The following is a 19,586-nucleotide window of genomic DNA, read 5'->3' as shown; positions in this document are numbered from 1 at the left end:
GCGGCGCAAATTTCCGGCGCTGTTTGCCAACGCAGCCGGCGCTACTTGCCGGTGCCGAAGTGATCGAAGCCCGCCAGCCGCAGTTCGAGCGGCGCGCCCTGGCCATCCGTCAGTTGCAGGCCGGGCGAGGCGTCGATGCGGCCGACGCGCGTGACCGGCGTGCCGCACGCCGCGCCGGCGGCCAGGATGGCGGCCCGCTGCGCCGGCGCGGCAGTGAAGCACAGTTCGTAATCGTCGCCGCCGGCGGCCGTGCAGGCGCGGCGCAGCGTGACGTCCTGGGCGGCTGGGGACATGGCCAGGGCAGGGCCGGCGGGCAGCGCATCGATATCGATCGTGGCGCCGACGCCGGAGCGCTCCAGGATGTGGCCGAGGTCGCCCACCAGGCCGTCGGAAATGTCGATCGCGGCGCGTGCCAGGCCGCGCTCGGCCAGCAGGCGGCCCAGCGCCACGCGCGGGGTAGGCAGATGCAGGCGCGTCCCGGCCAGTTGCTGCGCCTCCGGCGCGAGCGCCACTTCGCCGCGCAGGCCGGCCAGGGCCAGGCGCGCATCGCCCAGCGTGCCGGACACCCAGATATCGTCGCCCGGCTGGGCCGCGTCGCGGCGCAGCGCCTGGCCTTGCGCCACTTCGCCGAACACGGTGATGCAGATATTGAGCGGGCCCTTGGTGGTGTCGCCACCGATCAGTTCGCAGTCGTGCGCATCGGCCAGCGCGAACAGCCCGGCGGAAAAGCCGGCCAGCCAGTCGCGGTCGGCGGCGGGCAGGGCCAGCGCCAGCGTGAAGCCGGCCGGCTGCGCGCCCATCGCCGCCAGGTCGGACAGGTTCACGGCCAGGCTTTTATGGCCGAGGCGGTACGGATCCTCGCCGGCGAAGAAATGGCGGCCTTCCACCAGCATGTCGGAAGAGATCGCGAACGACCGGCCGGGCGCGAGGCCCAGCAGCGCGCAATCGTCGCCGATGCCCAGCTGGGCCTTGGCGGCGCGCGCGGGGCGCACGAAATACTGTTTGATCAGGTCGAATTCGGAGAGCATGCCGCCATTGTAACGGCATGCAATGTCCTGGAAGCGGCTGCCGGCGACGGACGCCCGGCACAGGCATCCTGGTTAACGACGGCGCAATGCCCGCGCCATGATGCGCCGCGGCCGGCCGCGCGCATAGATCCATGCGCCGCCAGCCGTGAGGGCGGTGGCCGACAAGGCCAGCTCCCATTCGGACTTTTGCGGCGTGAAGAACAGCGCTATCGTGGAGACCGGAAACACCACGCCCGCCACGCGGGAACACGTACGCCAGAACAGGGCACGCATGCCGAGGCCTTTCCAGGGATTGAGATGCGCGTAGTCTAGAAGGCAATTTGCCAGGTGTAAAGATTTTTGTTAATTCTTTGTTAATTTCAAGCCGCTAGCCGCCGCCTTGGGGCAGCGGCTGTACTCGATGTCGTGGATATTTACTGAACGTACTGCCGGTAAACCCGAAGCTGGCCGGGCTCCCTTGCATGGGCATGCCAATAGGAAAAGGGGATTTCACCGATACGTACCATATAAAATTTGGTCTTGACAGAACCGTTGGTAAAAATACCTACTTTGGCCGGGAATGCGGTCTGCTAGAATCAAAGGATTTCAGACAGCACAGGAAGGCAGCAGCAATGGATTCGTCATCTGACAAGAAAGAGGAATTGCGGCAACAACTGCGTCTGGCGGCGCTCGAGTATCACGAGTATCCGCGGCCGGGCAAGATCAGTGTGACCCCGACCAAGACATTGACGAACCAGCGCGACCTGGCCCTGGCGTATTCGCCGGGCGTGGCCGCGCCCTGCGAGGAAATCGTCGTCGATCCGGCGGCCGCCTACAAGTACACGGCGCGCGGCAACCTGGTGGCCGTGATCTCGAACGGCACCGCCGTGCTGGGCCTGGGCAATATCGGCGCGCTGGCATCCAAGCCGGTCATGGAAGGCAAGGGCGTGCTGTTCAAGAAGTTCGCCGGCATCGACGTGTTCGATATCGAAATCAACGAACAGGATCCGGACAAGCTGATCGACATCATCGCCGCACTGGAACCCACGTTCGGCGGCGTGAACCTGGAAGACATCAAGGCGCCGGAATGCTTCTACATTGAGCGCGAACTGCGCAAGCGGATGAAGATTCCCGTCTTCCACGACGACCAGCACGGCACCGCGATCATCGTCGGCGCGGCGATCCTGAACGGCATCAACCTGGTCGGCAAGAACATCAAGGAATGCAAGCTGGTGGTGTCCGGCGCCGGCGCGGCCGCGCTGGCCTGCCTGGACCTGATCGTCGACCTGGGCTTCCCGATCGAGAACATTTTCGTGACCGACCTGGCCGGCGTGGTCTACCAGGGCCGCACCGAACTGATGGACCCGGACAAGGAACGCTTCGCCCGTGACACCACGGCGCGCACGCTGGGCGAAGTGATCGGCGATGCCGACATCTTCCTGGGCCTGTCCGCCGGTGGCGTGCTCAAGCAGGACATGGTCAAGCGCATGGCGGCACGCCCGATCATCCTGGCGCTGGCCAACCCGAACCCGGAAATCCTGCCGGAAGACGTGAAAGCCGTGCGCGACGACGCCGTCATCTGCACCGGCCGTTCGGATTACCCGAACCAGGTCAATAACGTGCTGTGCTTCCCGTACATCTTCCGCGGCGCGCTCGATTGCGGCGCCAGCACGATCACGCGTGAAATGGAGATCGCCGTGGTGCACGCGATCGCCGACCTGGCGCACGCCGAGCAGTCGGACGTGGTGGCCACCACGTATGGCTTCACCAACCTGTCGTTCGGCCCCGAGTACCTGATCCCGATGCCGTTCGACCCGCGCCTGCTGATCAAGATCGCGCCGGCGGTGGCCAAGGCCGCCGAGGAGTCCGGCGTTGCCACGCGTCCGATCAAGGACCTGGAAGCCTACGCCGACAGCCTGCAGCAATTCGTCTACCGCAGCGGCACGTTCATGAAGCCGCTGTTCGCGCAGGCCAAGATCACCAGCCCGGACACCAAGCGCATCGTCTACGCCGAGGGCGAGGAAGAGCGCGTGCTGCGTGCCGTGCAGGTGGTGGTCGACGAGCGCCTGGCGCGCCCGATCCTGGTCGGCCGCCCGGCCGTGCTGGAATCGCGCATCCAGAAATTCGGCCTGCGCCTGAAGCAGGGCGTGGACTTCGACGTGATCAACCCCGATTACGACGACCGCTACCGCGATTACTGGACGTCGTATTACAACCTCGCCAAGCGCAAGGGCGTGACGGAGGAATACGCCAAGCTGGAAATGCGCCGCCGCCACAGCCTGATCGGCGCGATGATGATCAAGAAGGGCGATGCCGACGGCATGATCTGCGGCACCTTCGGCACCACCCAGCTGCACCTGCACTACATCGACCAGGTGCTGGGCAAGCGCCCGGGCGCCAATGTGTACGCGGCGATGAACGTGCTGGTGCTGCCGGAGCGGCAACTGGTGATGGTCGATACGCACGTCAACGAAAACCCGACCGCCGAACAGCTGGCCGAGATCACCATCATGGCCGCCGAAGAGATGCGCCGCTTCGGCCTGCAGCCATCGGCCGCGCTGCTGTCGCACTCGAACTTCGGCTCGTCCAACAACGAGTCCGCGCAGAAGATGCGCGCCGCGCTGGCCCTGATCAAGGAACGCGCGCCGGACCTGGAAGTCGATGGCGAGATGCACGGCGACACCGCACTCGACTCGAAGCTGCGCAAGAAGCTGATGCCGGATTCCACCTTGCAGCGCGACGCGAACCTGCTGGTGGCGCCGAACATCGAGTCCGCCAACATCGCCTACAACCTGGTGAAGACGGCGGCCGGCAACGGCATCGCGATCGGCCCGATCCTGCTGGGCTGCGCCGCGCCGGTGCACATCCTGACGCCATCGGCCACCGTGCGCCGCATCGTCAACATGACGGCGCTGTGCGTGGTCGACGTGGTCGCCCAGCGCAACAACTGATTACCGGGTCGACTCCCCGCAAAGCCGCCGCAAGGCGGCTTTTTTTTTCGCCTGGACCAGCGCAGCTCCCCCTCCCGGAAACATTTCCCTGAACCGGGGACAGTCCCCATTTTTTGGCAACCTTCTTGTTGTTTCTACATCGGCTGCGAATGCGGGCCTTGTACCCATTCGCCACTCGCTGATGAAAAGTCGGATTGCCGACAAAACTCTGGCTCGCGGGAAAACTGTTGTTAAAAATCGGGGACTGTCCCCAATGTTGGGAAAGACATTTTTACAACAGGCCGGGCTTTGACATTGGCTGGGTGCTGGCGCTACATTGTCGCCACCATGAGCGACCTCATCCTTGCCATCGTCCACCACCTGATCGTGTTCGGTATCGCCGCCGTGCTCGCGGCGGAGCTGGCATTGCTGCGGCCCGCGGCGATGTCGCCACATACCGTGAAATTGCTGGGGCGCTTCGATACGGTGTACGGTGCACTGGCGCTGGCGATCCTCGTGGCCGGGTTTGGCCGGGTCTTCCACGGCGCGAAAGGCGCGGCGTTCTATGTCGACAATCCGGTCTTCTGGGTGAAAGTGGGTGCATTCGCCGTGGTCGGCGTCCTGTCGATCAAGCCGACCGTGCGCATCCTGGCCTGGCAGAAATCGCTGAAGGCCGATGCGGCATTCACGCCGCCGGCCGATGACTTGGGCGCCGTGCGCCGGCGCAAGCTGGCCGAGATCCATGTGTTCGCGCTGATCCCGATTGCGGCCGCGATGATGGCGCGCGGGATCGGTTACTGAGCCATCCGCAGGCGGGATGTTTCCTCCGTCTCGCGCCAGCGCTGGCCGGTCAGTCCTTCCAATCTGCACTCCCACCCAAGCACTGTTTTTTTTGCAAGAATGACCTGCCGGGTCATCGGCAATGTCATCTTCATTTCTTTCATCCTGGAGGAAACAATGCGAAAAGACTGGATGTGTGCCGCCGTGCTGGCGGCGGGTGCTGCCTGCGCCCATGCTCAGGAGACCACTTGGCAGTTTGCGTACCAGGGGTTCATCGATACCGCGACCGGCGAGTTCCTGGCGGAAGAGCGCCTGACCGGCTCGTTCTCCGGCGCGGACGGCAATCACGACGGCGTCATCTCCGCTGACGAACTGACGATGCTGTCGACCTATAACCAGACCTATATCGCTCCTGGCGGAAATGGCTGCGTGGCTGACCCCAGCCCCTATCTTGGCTGCGGGGTCGTCCGCTTTACCTACGCCCTGAACGGGAACCTGGATTTTGCCGTCGGCTACTCCGGCACCGACGAATTCGAAAGCGGGTGGTATGGCGGGGTGAATACCGGGGTCAGCTTTGGCAGTGGCCGCTACGGTCCGTTCACCTCGTGGGAAGAGCGCTTCGCGTGGACCGCGGAAACCACCTTCACGATCAGTCCGCCGCCACCGGTGCCCGAACCCTCGGCCATGCTGCTGTTGCCAGCCGGGCTCGCGGTGGTCGCACTGGCCAGCCGGCGCCGGCGAAATGTTTCGCTGTAACAAGATGTAATTGATGTAATCCGCCTGCGCCTGCGGGCGGGTCATTGTCATGCCTCTGTTACAATATCGGGCTTCTTTCAACCTTCTCGACACCCGATCATTATGCAAAACATGAAACGCGCCCTGGTCACGGGCATTTCCGGTCAGGACGGCGCATACCTCGCGCAACTGCTGCTCGAGAAGGGGTATGAAGTCACCGGCACGTTCCGCCGCACCAGCTCCGTCAACTTCTGGCGCATCGAAGAGCTGGGCATCCAGAACCACCCGAACCTGAAGCTGGTCGAGCACGACCTGACCGACCTGTCGTCGTCGATCCGCCTGCTGCAGAACGGCCGCTTCCATGAAATCTACAACCTGGCGGCGCAAAGCTTCGTCGGCGTCTCGTTCGAGCAGCCGGTGACGACGGCCGAGATCACGGGTATCGGCGCCGTCAACCTGCTCGAGGCGATCCGCATCGTCGATCCGAAGATCCGCTTCTACCAGGCATCCACCTCGGAAATGTTCGGCAAGGTACAGGCCATTCCGCAGAAGGAAGACACGCCGTTCTATCCGCGCAGCCCGTATGGCGTGGCCAAGCTGTATGCACACTGGATGACCGTGAACTACCGCGAGTCGTACGGCATCTTCGGCTCCTCCGGCATCCTGTTCAACCACGAATCGCCGCTGCGCGGGCGCGAATTCGTCACCCGCAAGATCACCGACTCGGTCGCCAAGATCAAGCTGGGCAAGCTCGACGTGCTGGAACTGGGCAATATGGATGCCAAGCGCGACTGGGGCTTCGCCAAGGAATACGTGGAAGGCATGTGGCGCATCCTGCAGGCCGACCAGCCGGATACCTATGTGCTGGCCACCAACCGCACCGAGACCGTGCGCGATTTCGTGACGATGGCCTTCAAGGCCGTCGACATCGCGATCGAATGGCAGGGCAGCGCGGAAAACGAAACGGGCCATGACGCGCAGACCGGCAAGGTGCTGGTGCGCGTGAGCCCGAAATTCTACCGCCCGGCCGAAGTGGACCTGCTGATCGGCGATGCCAGCAAGGCAAGGACCGAACTGGGCTGGGAACCGAAGACCACGCTGGAACAGCTGTGCCAGATGATGGTCGAGGCCGACCTGCGCCGCAACACCGCCGGCTTCTCGTTCTGACATGGCCGCGGCACTGCAGTTGCTGTCCCCCACGCGCGAGGGCGCCGGCAAGCGCGCACTGGTGACCGGTATCGCCGGCTTCACCGGGCGCTACGTGGCACAGGAACTGCGCACCGCCGGATACGAAGTGTTCGGCCTGGCCAGCCCGGGCAGCGAACACGGGCCGGAAACGGTGGCCGTCGACCTGGCCGACCGTGCCGCGCTGGCTGCCGCCGTGCATTCGCTGCAGCCGGACGTGGTGGTGCACCTGGCCGCCATCGCCTTCGTCGCGCACAGCGATGTCGAGCAGATCTACCGCGTCAACGTGATGGGCACGCGCAACCTGCTCGAAGCGCTGGCGACCGCGCCGAAGAAGCCGTCGGCCGTGCTGCTGGCATCGTCCGCCAATATCTACGGCAATGCCGACGCCGGCGTGATCGGCGAGGAGACGCCGGCCGCTCCCGCCAACGACTACGCCGTCAGCAAGCTGGCCATGGAATACATGGCGCGCCTGTGGATGGACCGGCTGCCGCTGATCTTCGTGCGGCCCTTCAACTACACCGGCGTGGGCCAGGCCGAGAACTTCCTGCTGCCGAAGATCGTCGCGCATTTCCGCCGCCGCGAGGCGCGCATCGAGCTGGGCAACCTGCAGGTCTGGCGCGATTTTTCCGACGTGCGCGTGGTGGCCGCCAGCTACCGCCACCTGCTCGCCGCGGGGCCGGCCGCCATCGGCAAGACCTTCAACATCTGCTCCGGCAAGGCTTATTCGCTGGGCGAGGCGCTCGACATGATGGGCGCCATCGCCGGCTACCGGATCGACGTGCACGTCAACCCGGCCTTCGTGCGCGCCAATGAAGTGGTGCGCCTGACCGGCGACAACACGCGCCTGCAGGCCGTGGTCGGCGCGATCGATCCGCCGCCGCTGGAGCACACCTTGCGCTGGATGTACGAGGCGTGACACTGAAAGTCGGCCTTTCCGCCACCACCACCGAACCTGCCCTGACCGGCGGCCACCTCGACGGAATCGGCATTTACAGCCGTGCACTGCTGCGCGAGCTGCCGCGTGCCGGCGTGGCCGTCGACGCCCGCTCGTTCGGCCCGGCGGCGCGGCTGTCGGTCGGCCGCCCGATGCCGCGCCCATTCCCGCTGGCGACCCTGCGCGACCTGGTTTTCCCCAGCTCATTGCCCGGCGCGCGCGATCACCTCGACGTCGACCTATTCCACGCGACCGATTACCGCATCGTGCGGATCGACCGGCCGATCGTCGCCACGCTGCACGACGCGCTGCCGATCTCGCACCCCGAATGGTGCAACCCCCGCCTGCGCGGCGTGAAGAACTGGCTGCAGGCGAAGGCCGCGCGCAAGGCCGATCACGTGATCGCCCACACCCGCTACACGATCGCCGAACTGGTGCAGTGCTTCGGGGTCGACGAGCGCCGCATCAGCGTGGTGCCGTGCGGTGTCGACGAGGAATGGCTCGATGCGCCCGACCCGGCCCTGGTCGCTGCCACGCTGGCGGAGCATGGCCTGCGCCCCGGGTATTTCCTCACCGTCGGCACGCTGCAGCCGCGCAAGAACATCGGTGCGCTGCTGCAGGCCTATCTCGGCCTGCCGGCCAGCGTGCGCTCGCTGCGCCAGCTGGTGATCGTGGGCGCGGCGGGGGCGCGCAGCAACGAGCTGGTCGACCAGGTCAAGGCCGCGCAGCAGCGCGGCGAAAACGTGGTGTGGCTCAGCCGCCTGACCAGCAGCGAGGCACTGCGCCATGTGTACGCGGGGGCGGGCGTCTTCGTGTTCCCGTCGCTGTATGAAGGCTTCGGCATCCCGGTGGTGGAGGCGTTCGCCTCCGGCGTGCCGGTGGTGGCATCGAACGCCACGTCGGTGCCGGAAGTGACGGGCGGCGCGGCGATCGATGTCGATCCGCTGTCGGTCGGCGCAATCGGCGCGGCGATGCTGGAACTGGCGCGCGACGAAGCCTTGCGGCGGCGCTGCATCGCTGCCGGCAGGGCGCGCGCGGTGCAGCTGACATGGCGCGAAACGGCGCGCAAGACGGCCGCCGTGTATGAATCGGTGCTGAAGGGCTGACGATGCGCGTCCTGCATTTCTACAAGACGTATTACCCCGATTCGTGGGGCGGCGTGGAACAGGCGATCCGCCAGATGTGCGTGGGCACGGCGCGCCTGGGCATCACCAATGACGTGCTGACGCTGACGCGCAACGGCGGCCCGGCGCGCATGGAGATCGACGGCCATGTGGTGCACCGCGTGCCGCAGGATATCGAGATCGCCTCGAACGCCATGTCGTTTGCCGCCATCCGCAGGCTGGCGGAACTGGCGCGCACGGCCGACGTGGTGCACTACCACTTCCCGTGGCCGTTCGGCGACCTGGCGCACTTCCTCGCGCGGGTGAAGAAACCGTCGGTGGTCACCTACCATTCCGACATCGTGCGGCAGAAAACCCTGCTGAAGCTGTATTCGCCGCTGATGCACCGCTTCCTGGCCAATGTGGACGGCATCGTCGCCACCTCGCCGAACTACTTTGCTTCGTCCGACGTGCTGCGCCGCTATGGCGACAAGGTGCGGGCGATCCCGTTCGGCCTGGACCGCGGCACCTATCCGCGGCCCACGCCCGAACGGCTGGCGCACTGGAGCGCCGAAGTGGGCGAACGCTTCTTCCTGTTCGTCGGCGTGCTGCGCTACTACAAGGGCCTGCACATCCTGCTCGACGCGCTGGCGCGCTGCGAATACCCGGTGGTGATCGTCGGCGCCGGGCCGATCGAGAACGAGTTGAGGGAACACGCGCGGCGCCTCGGCCTGAAGCACGTGCGTTTCCTCGGCGCCGTCGACGAGCAGGACAAGGTGGCGCTGCTGACGCTGTGCTATGCGCTGGCATTTCCCTCGCACCTGCGTTCCGAGGCATTCGGCATTTCGCTGCTGGAAGGGGCCATGTTCGGCAAGCCGATGATCTCCAGCGAGATCGGCACGGGCACCAGCTACATCAATATCGATGGCGAGACGGGCCTGGTGGTACCGCCCAGCGACCCGGCCGCGTTCGGCAATGCGATGCGCACGCTGTGGGAAGATCCGGCGCTGGCGCAGGCAATGGGGCAGCGTGCCGGCGAGCGCTATGCCGCGCTGTTTACGTCGGAAAAAATGGCCGCCGATTATGCCGAGCTGTATTGTGATGTTGCAAAAAAATCTACATAGCGGCGAGTCGTTTGACTTGGATCAATGCAGCAAGCTGAGGCGTCGCTAATATGGATACCGGACTCCCTGCCACTGTCACGGTCTGCAAATTCCCGAACGTGCAGCGCAACAACGGGGCGATGGTGGGAGTTCACCAGTTTCTGTCGCGGCATCGCGACTAGCACTCGAATCGCCACCGCTTGAATCGCCACCGCTTGAATCAGCACCGCATGAGATGAAAACCGGTGTCGGACACCAGTGCTGCTTAGGCAAGCCACCCCAAGTGCAGATTCCGGGGTCAGGGGGGAATGCTGGCATGCATGCCAGCACCGTTCCGCAGGCGCGAAGCAGGCTTCGCGAAACCCCTGCTGCACCCCGGCGGGTCTGACCCCAGCCCTTCGCTGTTGGGGTGAATGCTTGCGCTTTCAATGTGTCAGGCAATGCTTACTTAACGGCATTAATTTGGACACCGGTTTTCCGCTGCGCTCAACGTTTCAATACCAGCCCCAATTCCGGCCACACGCCACGTCCTCCACGAACATCAGGCCGCCGCCCCAAGCGGCGTCTCCGCCCACTTCTCCTTGATCGCCAAAATCGCCGGCAACTGTTCCACGAACAGGTCCACCAGGCGCGGGTCGAAGTGCGCGCCGCGCTGCTTGAGCAGGAATTCCACGGCGTCCTGCACCAGCCAGGCCTTCTTGTACGGGCGCTCAGACGTCAGCGCATCGAACACGTCGGCGATCGCGCAGATGCGGCCTTCGAGCGGGATCGCCTCGCCTGCCAGGCCGCCCGGATAGCCGCTGCCATCCCATTTCTCGTGGTGCGACAGGGCGATATTGCGCGCCAGCTTCAGCATGCCGTGCGGGTGGTCGCCGATGATGTCGGCGCCGATCGTGGCGTGCGATTTCATGATGGCCCATTCGTCCGGGTCGAGCGGGCCGGGCTTTTGCAGGATGCGGTCGGGGATGCCGATCTTGCCCACGTCGTGCATCGGCGCGGCGTGCAGCAGGTCGTCGGCCTGCGCCTCGCTCATGCCCGCAGCGATGCCCAGCAGGCGCGCATAGTGGCTCATGCGGATCACGTGCATGCCGGTCTCGTTGTCCTTGTACTCGGACGCCAGGCCGAGGCGCTGCACGATCTGCAGGCGGCTATCCTTCAGTTCATCCATCCGCACCAGCGACAGGTGCGTGCGCACCCGTGCCCGCACGATCGGCGCGCTGACCGGCTTGGTGATGTAGTCCACCGCGCCCATGTCGAAGCCGCGCACCTCGTCGTCCTGGTCGGACAGCGCGGTCACGAAGATGACCGGGATCGCCGCGGTGGCCGGGTCGGCCTTCAGCGTGCGGCACGCTTCGTGGCCGGTCATGCCGGGCATCATCACGTCGAGCAGGATCAGGTCGGGATGTTCCTGGCGCGCCAGTTCCAGCGCGCGGGCGCCGTCCTTCGCGAACAGGAGACGGTAATGGTCCTGCAGGATCTGGCGCAGCAGTTGCAGGTTGCTTGCCTCGTCGTCCACGGCAAGGATCAGTGGCAGTCTGGCATTCTGTTTCATGGGGTGGTTTCCATATCGGTGCCAAGAACCGTTTCCAGCATCGTCGCCAGCCTGGTCTCGGCCAAGGTAAAGTCGAAGTCGTCGATCGCCATCTGCAGCGGCGCCAGCGTGGCGGGCGGCACGTGGCCGTGCATCGCCTGCGACAGGCTGGCCAGTGCGGCATCGTCGAGCGCGCCGCGCGCCAGCGAGCGTTGCAGCGCATCCGCCGCCACGCGCACCGCGGCGGCATCGAACGGCGCCGCCACGCCGGCGGGTGCCGCGACGCAGGGCGGCGCTTCGGGATCGGGGCAGGCCTGCGTGCGCACGGCTTCCAGCGCCTGGTCGAGTTCTTCCGCATAACGCGCCAGCAGCGGCGGCACGCTCGCTGCCAGTTCATCGCGGCCAGCCGTGGCGGCCTTCTCGATCCCGGCCAGCGTGGCCGCCAGCTGTTCCAGGCCCAGGTTGGCGGCCACGCCGCGCACCCGGTGCGCCTGGGCCTGCAGGCCCGCGCTGTCGCCGGTTTCGTGCAGCGCCGCCAGCTGGCGCGCGCTCAGCGCATGGTCCAGGTCGAAGCGGCACAGCGCCAGCTGGTGTTGCCCGGCATTGCCGCCCCAGCGCTGCGCGCCGGCGGCGCGGTTCAGGACCTGCGCGGCACTGGCTTTCTGCAGCGGTTCCACGGCGCATACCGGCTGCAGGCCCAGCACGCGGGCGATCTCGTGCGACAGCGCATACCAGTCCACCGGCTTGGACGCGAAACCATCCATGCCCGCCGCAGTGCTGGCCTTGCGGTGCGCTTCCAGCACGCTGGCCGTCATCGCCACCACGGGCACGCGCGGGCGGCCGTTGCGGGCCGCCTCTTCGCGGATCATCCGCGTGGCGGCCAGGCCATCCACGTTCGGCATCTGCACGTCCATCAGGATCACGTCGAAATCCTGCCGCGCCGCCAGCTCGGCCGCGTGGCCGCCATCGTGGGCGGGCGTCAGCGTGTGGCCGCGCTTGCCCATCAGCAGCGCCAGCAGTTCGAGGTTCTGGGCCACGTCGTCGGCGGCCAGCACGCGCAGCGGCGGCAGCTCGTAGGCCACGCGCTGGCGCTGGCGCGGCGCGAGAGCCTGTTGCGGCGCTAGCGCCGGCACCAGCGGCAGGACCACGTGGAACGTGGTGCCTTCGCCGGGCGTGCTTTCGGCCCAGATGCGTCCGCCCATCAGCTCGACCAGCTGCTTGCTGATGGTGGTGCCAAGGCCGGTGCCGCCGAAGCGGCGCGTCATCGAGGCATCGGCCTGGGTGAAGGGATCGAAGATCGCGGCCAGGCGGTCCGCCGCGATGCCGATGCCGGTATCCTTCACGGCGATGCGCAGCTTGTCGCCTTCCCGCGCCGCGGACAGCGTGACGCCGCCGGCGGCGGTGAACTTGATGGCGTTGTCCAGCAGGTTGGTCAGCACCTGGCGCATGCGCAGCTCATCGCCGTGCAGCCAGGGCGACAGGTCGGGGGCGAAGGCGATGTTCAGCGCCAGCCCCTTGGCACGCGCCGTCGTGTTATAGGTCGACGACAGTTCGTCGATCAGCGCCAGCAGGTTGAAGTCGGCCAGTTCCAGCTCCACCGCGCCTTTTTCCAGCTTGGCGGTATCGAGGATCTCGTTCAACAGGCGCAGCAGCGCGCGGCCGGCATTGCGCACCGTGTCCAGGTGGCCGCGCTGTTCCGGCTTCAGCTCGGTATCGAGCAGCACGTCGGTAAAGCCCAGGATCGAATTCATCGGTGTGCGGATCTCGTGGCTCATGTTGGCCACGAAGGTGGCGCGGGCCGCCGCGGCCTGCTCGGCCTTTTCCTTGGCCTGCCGCAGGTCTTCTTCCATCTGGCGCCGTTCGGTGGTGTCGAGCACCACGCCATCGAGCCAGCATGGCGTGCCGTCGTCGTTGCGTACCAGCGCGCCGTGCGCCCATACCCAGCGCCAGCTGCCGTCCGCGTGCCGGATACGGTGTTCGACCGTGAACGGCAGCCCGTTCGATGCGCACAGGTTGAAGATGGCCAGCACGCGCGCCTTGTCGGCCGGCGAAATCAGTTCGGCGAAGGTACGGGTCTTGTCCGGCCCGATGAAATCCGACACCGGGTAGCCGCTGACCCATTCCACGCCGTCGCTGATGAATTCCAGCGGGTAGCCCGCTTCCACCCGGCAGCGGAACGAGATACCGGGAATGTTGCCGATCAGGGAGCGGAACTGCCGCTCGCTGTCGCGCAACGCCTGCATGATGGCGCGCCGCTCGCTGATATCGGTAACGAACAGCACATACAGGTTCCGCTTGATCAGTTTTGCATGGCCCAGCGCCTTGCGGATCGGCACTTCGGAGCCATCCTTGCGGCGGGCCATCACTTCCTCGCCGGTACGCTCGGGGCGCATGTCACCGCTGCGGATACGGTGCAGCAGGCCGTCCCGTTCGGACGCTTCCCGATCCGCCATCAGCATGCTGGCGGGCTGGCCCACGATCTCGTCGCGGCGCCAGCCGAAGATGCGCTCGGCCGATGCATTGAATTCGCGGATGATGCCCTGCTGGTCGATGGTGACGACGCCATCGACGGTCGTCGTCAGCAGCGCGTGCATCGAGCTTTCGCTCTGCAGCAGGCTGAGATACATCTGGCGGTAGCGCAGCAGGCCCTGCACGGCCATCACCGCCAGCGTGAACAGCACCGTGATCACGCTGACGGAGAGGGCCATCTCGTCGGTGTCGTCCGGCAGCGCGACGGCGGGCGGCGTGCCGATGAAGCGCGCCGCCGCCATGCCGGTGTAGTGCATGCCGGCGATCGCGCAGCCCATCACGACGGCGCTGATGCCCAGCCGCTGGCGCGACGACAGGTGCCGGGCGCGCACGCGCAAGCCGAAGCGCACGCCCAGCGCGACCGTTGCCAGCACCACCGCGACCACGATCGACAGGGCGAACATCCACGGGTCGTAGCGCAGCGTCAGCGCCGTTTGCATGGCCGCCATGCCGCTGTAGTGCATGGCGCCGATACCCGCGCCCACCAGCACGCCGCCCAGCAGCAGCGTGCCGCGCGTGAGGCGGTCGCGCCGGGTGATCGACAGGGCCACCGCCGACGCGGCCATGCCCGGCAGCAGCGACAGACCGGTCAGCAGCGGCTCGTACCGGGTACCGGTGCAGACGTCGAACGCCAGCATGCCGATGAAGTGCATGGCCCAGATGCCGGCGCCGAGCGCCAGGCTGCCGGACAGCAGTGCGGCGGTGCGCAGGCCCCTGGTCTGCGTGGCGCCTTGGTGGCCGGCAATGTACAGGCCCATCCATGAAGCGAAGATGGCGATCAGGACCGACAGCGCGACCAGCCGTGCGTCATAGATGCCGTACTGCAGCAGCGACGGGTCGGCCGACGGCGAGAACAGGGTGATCAGCGCGGATAGATTCATGGTGGCAGGCTAACTGGAAGTTTCCGTACAGTAGCACAATTTCCCTTTGGAAATTAAGGACTTGCGCGGGTCAGATGTGGTTCCAGCGCGCCGCGCCGGGGAGTGATGTTGCGTGGTGGCGACAGCGTTGCCTTGCTTCTATCGGGACCCGTGTTTTATTGTTACCGGTTCGCTTGCAAAGAAGTAATGGCCAGCCGGCGCATTCCGGAATCCTCAGGGCCGGTCCCGGCCGTCGATGGGTTCCAGACCAGACGGCAAACCCGGTGGCAAGCATGACGAAAGTGGTCAGGCCAATGAGTGAAAATGCGGGGACTTTTGCTTGCTTAACGCCTTGTTAGGTTGTACGATGACATACAACTAAGGCCCCGCGCCTGGTGCTGCTGATCTCGCTGGAGACCGAGAGAGATCAAACGATAACCTACACAAGTGATCCCTATGAAGCTGAACGAGCCCGTAAGCCAGCAAGGCGCTGGCCAGCGCGCCGCCGCACCCGCCGGTAAATACCGTTGGACCATCTGCGCGCTGCTGTTCTTTGCCACCACCGTCAACTATCTTGACCGCCAGGTACTCTCCCTGCTGGCGCCGCAGCTCTCGAAGGAATTCAACTGGTCCAACTCGGACTACGCCAATATCACCGCCGCTTTCCAGTTCGTCTACGCGCTGTCGATGGTGTTCGCCGGCCCGATCGTGGACAAGCTCGGCACCAAGAAAGCCTACCTGTGGGCGATCGCCATCTGGTCCGGCGGCGCCATCCTGCACGCCTACTCGGTACCGATGGGCAATGCGGTCGGCACCGCGATGGGTGCGCTGGGCATGGTGGCCGCACCGGCTTCCATCGTCGGCTTCATCATCTCGCGCGCCGTGCTGGCGGTCGGCGAGGCGGGCAACTTCCCGGCCGCGATCAAGGCCACCGCTGAGTTCTTCCCGAAAAAGGAACGTGCCTTCGCGACCGGCATCTTCAACTCCGGGGCCAACGTGGGCGCGATCCTGGCACCGCTGACGGTGCCGCCGATCGCCATCTACTGGGGCTGGCAGGCGGCGTTCATCGCCATCGGCGCCATCGGCTTCGTCTGGATGATCTTCTGGCACCTGATGTTCGACTCGCCGGAGAAGAAACTGTCGGAGGACGAACTGGCCTATGTGCGCAGCGATTCCGGCACCGGCGCCACCGCGGCGGCACCGGTCGGTGCCAAGAAGGTGCCCTGGACCAAGCTGCTGACGTATCGCCAGACCTGGGCGTTCGCCGGCGGCAAGTTCCTGACCGACGGCATCTGGTGGTTCTTCCTGTTCTGGCTGCCGAAATACCTGGCTGCCGAATACCAGATGGGTCCCGGCGATATCGTGGTCCCGCTGGCCGTGCTGTACAGCATGACGATGTTCGGCAGTATCGGCGGCGGTTATTTCCCTGCCTACTTCATGAACCGCGGCTATTCGCCGTATGACGGCCGCATGAAGGCGATGCTGGTGATCGCGCTGTTCCCGCTGGTGGTGCTGGCCGCACAGCCGCTGGGCTCGATCAGCTTCTGGGTCCCCGTCATCCTGATCGGCATCGGCGCCTCGGCGCACCAGGCCTGGTCGGCCAACCTGTTCACCACCGTGTCCGACATGTTCCCGCAGCGGACCGTGGCTTCCGTGGTGGGCATCGGCGGCATGGCCGGCGGCCTGGGCGGCGTGGCCGTGTCCAAGCTGGGCGGCTGGCTGTTCGACTACTACGGCGCGCAGGGCAGCCTGTCCACCGGCTACATGATCATGTTCACGCTGTGCGCGGTGGCTTACCTGCTGGCCTGGTTCCTGATGAAGGCGCTGGTGCCGCACCACAAGGAAATCACCGACCTGTAACAAGGGACCCATGATCCGTCCATCCATCACGATGGCCGCACTGGCGCTGGCATGGGCCGGCGCCGCGGCAGGCGAAGGCCGACCCGCCACGCCCTCCGGTATCCAGGTGCGGCCCTTCGGCACGCTGGCCACCGGCCAGGCCATCGAACAGGTCACGCTAACCAACAAGCGCGGCATGACGCTGTCGACTATCGACTACGGCGCCACGATCACCGGCGCCACGGTGGCCGACCGCACTGGCCGCCGCGCCAACGTGATCCTCGACCAGCCCGACCTCGCCACCTACGAACGCTCGAAAACCAAGCATGCGGCCGTCATCGGGCGCTATGCCGGCCGCATCGCCAATGCCCGCTATACGCTCGATGGCAAGACCGTCGAACTGATCCCGAACGCCCGCGGCATGACCATCCACGGCGGCCCCGACGGCTACGAGAAGCGGGTGTGGAAACGGCGCGATTTCGCCGACCAGGACTCGCTCGGTTCCGTCTACACGCTGGTCAGCCCGGACGGCGACCAGCGCTTCCCCGGCACGCTGACGATCGACGTCACTTACCGGTTGCAGCGGGCAAGCGACGAATTCTCGATCGAGTACGCGGCGCGCACCGACAAGCCTACCGTCCTCAACCTCACCAACCACGGCTATTTCAACCTGGCCGGCGCCGGCAGCGGCGGCTTGCAGACGCACCGCTTCTGCATCGCCGCGCAGCGCTACGCGGTGACGGACGACCAGCGGCTGCCGAGCGGCGAACTGGCGCCGGTGGCCGGCACCCCGCTGGACCTGCGCCGGCCCACCGACATCACACCCTTGCTGGCGCAGCCCGCCGGCACGCTGGCACCGCCGCGCGGGTTCGATCACAGCTATGTATTCGACCAGCCGGCCGGCACGCTGGCACGGGTCGCCGTGATCGACGAGACGGCCAGCGGGCGGCGCCTGGAAATCCTCACCACCGAACCCTCTGCCCAGTTCTACACGGGCAATGGCTTCAACGGCACGGAGCGGGGCAGCAGCGGCCGTCCTTACCGCCAGCATGACGGTTTCGCCTTCGAGACCCAGCACCTGCCCGACAGCCCGAACCATCCTTCGTTCCCGAGCACGGCGCTGTATCCGGGGCAGGAATTCAAGTCGGTGACGACGTTCCGCTTCTCGGCGGTCGCGGCGGGTGCCGCGCCGGGCGCCTGCATGCCGGCCAGCAGCCAATGATGTGCCGGCATCGGCCAGGATTCCTGGCTGATGCATCCGGAAATCCTGGCTGACGCCGCTTTCTGCCGACCGGGAGTACTGCCGTGCGCTGGAACGCGTTATCATGCGAAAGAAGTTAAACGTTTTACAAACGCATTTCCGCCGATTGCTTTCCTGCCGGGCGCCGGGTTAAGATCGCCGGCACCCCTGGCGACCCCATCATGAAAAAACCCATCCCGACCATTCGCGACGTGGCTGCCGCCGCCGGCGTTTCAACCGCCACCATTTCCAAGTTCATCAACGGCACGCAGCGCTTTTCGCCGCCGGTGGAAGCCCGCATCGCTGACGTGATCGGCCAGCTGGGCTACCGCTCGAACCCGCTGGCGCAGTCGATGATCACGGGGAAGACGAAAACCGTCGGGCTGTCCGTGCTGGACGTCAGCAACCCCCACTTCACCAGCATCGTCAAGGGCGCCAACCGGGTGGCGCAGGCGCACGGCTACACGGTGCTGCTGGTGGATACGGAAGAAAACCCGGACCGCGAGCGGCCGTTGCTGGAAGCGCTGTCGCGCCGCGTGGACGGCCTGATCATCTTTTCGCGCATGCCGGATGCCGAGCTGGAATGGCTGGCCGGCCTCGACAAGCCGCTGGTATTCTTCGGCCGGCTGCCGCGCCTCACGCTGCCGACGGTGGCCAGCGACGACCACCGCGGCGCCTACATGATGACGCGCCACCTCGTCACGCTGGGGCACAAGCGCTTTGCCTACATGGGCTTTTCCCGCTCGCGCCGCGACGAGGAGCGCATGGGCGGCGTGAAGGAATGCCTGGCCGCGCACGGGCTGGAACTGGCGGTCTACGATGCCGCCACGCCGTCCGCGCACGAAGGCGAGCGGCTGTGCGCGGAAATGATGCTGGGCGCCGAGCACCCGGATGCGCTGGTGTGCTACAACGACCTGATGGCGCTCGGCTTCATGAAGGCGGCGCAGACGCTGGGCTTCCGCATTCCGGCCGATATCTCCGTGGCCGGTGTCGACAATATCGTCTACGGCAACTACACCTCGCCACCACTGACCACGGTGGACCTGCACAGCGAGCGGATGGGCGTGGCGGCCATGGAAAAGCTGCTCGACACGATCGCCGGCCGTCCGACCGAACCGTTCACGCTGATCGAACCGCAACTGATCCTGCGCGGCTCCACCACCAGCAGAAATTAAGCACCGCACTGCCACCAGCAACATTCCCCGAAAAACGGTGACAGTCACCATTTTTATTGCAGAGATTCCCGAAAACCGGTGACAGGCTCCGATTCTTTTGAAAACCGGTGACAGGCTCCGATTCTTTTGAAAGATTTATTGGCTGCCGGAATGACTGGCCGTTGGAGCGTCCGGTGAACTTGCAATGCGCGGACGAAGAACCGTTTACGATGGCGTTTTTCTGACCAGAAGAATCACCGCATGCCACACTTGAGAATCGAATACACCGGCAATCTCGACGGCCACGTCGACATGCAGGCGCTGTGCAACGTGCTGTGCCGCACGCTGACGCAATTCCAGGACGAGACCGGCAATTCCGTCTTCCCGCTGACCGGCACCCGCGTGCTGGCCTATCCCGCGCCGTACGCCGCCGTGGCCGACGGCGCCCCCGACCGCGCCTTCCTCTACCTGGTGCTGCGGATCGCCCCCGGCCGACCGCAAGCCTTGCTGGATGCCGTCGGCAAGGCGCTGCTGGCGCAGCTCGACTGCACGCTGGCACCGATCACCGCCTTGCGCTCGATCCGGGCCACCTTGCAGTTCGACGAGGGCCGGCCCGTGTATGAAGGGAAGTGGGCGTCGGCCTGATTGCCCGG

16 protein-coding genes are annotated in these 19,586 nt (G+C 65.8%); 11 read left to right on the top strand and 5 right to left on the bottom strand.

The genetic code is table 11. The annotated features are described in order from the left end of the window. Positions 1-41: 41 nt before the first annotated feature. Both thiL and OU994_RS30005 read right to left on the bottom strand, forming a co-directional pair. Complete coding sequence (thiL, locus tag OU994_RS30010) at positions 42-1,028, bottom strand: thiamine-phosphate kinase (RefSeq protein WP_131143766.1); 987 nt, start codon at positions 1,026-1,028, stop codon at positions 42-44. 72 nt (positions 1,029-1,100) lie between these two features. Further along, complete coding sequence (locus OU994_RS30005; RefSeq protein ID WP_281608878.1) at positions 1,101-1,301, bottom strand: hypothetical protein; 201 nt, start codon at positions 1,299-1,301, stop codon at positions 1,101-1,103. A 338-nt stretch (positions 1,302-1,639) separates the two neighbouring features. Between OU994_RS30005 and OU994_RS30000 the strand changes: the two genes are divergently transcribed. Both OU994_RS30000 and OU994_RS29995 read left to right on the top strand, forming a co-directional pair. Then, positions 1,640-3,958, top strand: a complete 2,319-nt coding sequence (locus OU994_RS30000) for an NADP-dependent malic enzyme (RefSeq protein WP_281608877.1) — start codon at positions 1,640-1,642, stop codon at positions 3,956-3,958. Positions 3,959-4,285: 327 nt separating this feature from the next. Beyond that, complete coding sequence (locus OU994_RS29995; protein WP_281608876.1) at positions 4,286-4,738, top strand: DUF2214 family protein; 453 nt, start codon at positions 4,286-4,288, stop codon at positions 4,736-4,738. Here the strand turns inward: OU994_RS29995 and OU994_RS29990 are convergent. Then, on the bottom strand, positions 4,732-4,872 hold the full coding sequence (locus OU994_RS29990) for a hypothetical protein (protein ID WP_281608875.1): 141 nt from the start codon (positions 4,870-4,872) through the stop codon (positions 4,732-4,734). The two genes, OU994_RS29995 and OU994_RS29990, sit on opposite strands and share 7 nt — an antisense overlap. A 22-nt stretch (positions 4,873-4,894) precedes the next feature. Here OU994_RS29990 and OU994_RS29985 point away from each other — a divergent pair, with 22 nt between their 5' ends. From OU994_RS29985 to OU994_RS29965, 5 genes are all read left to right on the top strand, one after another. Continuing rightward, positions 4,895-5,473 (top strand): PEP-CTERM sorting domain-containing protein, encoded by a 579-nt coding sequence (locus OU994_RS29985; protein WP_281608874.1) that lies wholly within the window; start codon positions 4,895-4,897, stop codon positions 5,471-5,473. Between the two features lie 102 nt (positions 5,474-5,575). Beyond that, entirely contained in the window at positions 5,576-6,619 is a 1,044-nt protein-coding gene (gene gmd / locus OU994_RS29980; RefSeq protein WP_281608873.1) for a GDP-mannose 4,6-dehydratase, read from the top strand. Between the two features lies 1 nt (position 6,620). Then, complete coding sequence (locus OU994_RS29975; RefSeq protein ID WP_281608872.1) at positions 6,621-7,556, top strand: NAD-dependent epimerase/dehydratase family protein; 936 nt, start codon at positions 6,621-6,623, stop codon at positions 7,554-7,556. Next, the gene (locus OU994_RS29970) at positions 7,553-8,680 is read left to right on the top strand and encodes a glycosyltransferase family 1 protein (RefSeq protein WP_281608871.1); all 1,128 of its coding nucleotides are present in this window, start codon (positions 7,553-7,555) and stop codon (positions 8,678-8,680) included. The genes OU994_RS29975 and OU994_RS29970 overlap by 4 nt, the downstream gene beginning before the upstream one ends. A gap of 2 nt (positions 8,681-8,682) precedes the next feature. Then, positions 8,683-9,801: a glycosyltransferase family 4 protein gene (locus tag OU994_RS29965; protein ID WP_281608870.1), complete on the top strand. Its 1,119-nt coding sequence runs from the start codon at positions 8,683-8,685 to the stop codon at positions 9,799-9,801. A gap of 520 nt (positions 9,802-10,321) precedes the next feature. Here the strand turns inward: OU994_RS29965 and OU994_RS29960 are convergent. Both OU994_RS29960 and OU994_RS29955 read right to left on the bottom strand, forming a co-directional pair. Beyond that, complete coding sequence (locus OU994_RS29960) at positions 10,322-11,332, bottom strand: HD domain-containing phosphohydrolase (RefSeq protein WP_131143775.1); 1,011 nt, start codon at positions 11,330-11,332, stop codon at positions 10,322-10,324. Continuing rightward, positions 11,329-14,721 carry an MHYT domain-containing protein gene (locus OU994_RS29955; RefSeq protein ID WP_281608869.1) on the bottom strand — a complete coding sequence of 1,131 codons (3,393 nt, stop codon included), beginning with the start codon at positions 14,719-14,721 and terminating at the stop codon, positions 11,329-11,331. Before OU994_RS29955 ends, OU994_RS29960 begins: the two co-directional genes overlap by 4 nt. Before the next feature lie 435 nt (positions 14,722-15,156). Between OU994_RS29955 and OU994_RS29950 the strand changes: the two genes are divergently transcribed. From OU994_RS29950 to OU994_RS29935, 4 genes are all read left to right on the top strand, one after another. Next, the gene (locus OU994_RS29950; RefSeq protein ID WP_281608868.1) at positions 15,157-16,560 is read left to right on the top strand and encodes an MFS transporter; all 1,404 of its coding nucleotides are present in this window, start codon (positions 15,157-15,159) and stop codon (positions 16,558-16,560) included. Positions 16,561-16,570: 10 nt separating this feature from the next. Beyond that, positions 16,571-17,761 carry an aldose epimerase family protein gene (locus OU994_RS29945; RefSeq protein ID WP_281608867.1) on the top strand — a complete coding sequence of 397 codons (1,191 nt, stop codon included), beginning with the start codon at positions 16,571-16,573 and terminating at the stop codon, positions 17,759-17,761. A 200-nt stretch (positions 17,762-17,961) separates the two neighbouring features. Then, a complete protein-coding gene (locus tag OU994_RS29940) occupies positions 17,962-18,954 on the top strand; it encodes a LacI family DNA-binding transcriptional regulator (protein WP_281608866.1) in 993 nt (330 codons plus the stop codon). Positions 18,955-19,194: 240 nt separating this feature from the next. Then, on the top strand, positions 19,195-19,578 hold the full coding sequence (locus tag OU994_RS29935; RefSeq protein WP_281608865.1) for a 5-carboxymethyl-2-hydroxymuconate isomerase: 384 nt from the start codon (positions 19,195-19,197) through the stop codon (positions 19,576-19,578). Positions 19,579-19,586 lie beyond the last annotated feature (8 nt).

The sequence above is a fragment of the Pseudoduganella sp. SL102 genome (genome assembly GCF_027856995.1).
GTDB lineage: Bacteria > Pseudomonadota > Gammaproteobacteria > Burkholderiales > Burkholderiaceae_D > Rugamonas > Rugamonas albidiflava.
The sequence above is the reverse complement of the archived record's forward strand: the minus strand, read 5'-3'. Positions and strand labels throughout refer to the sequence as shown.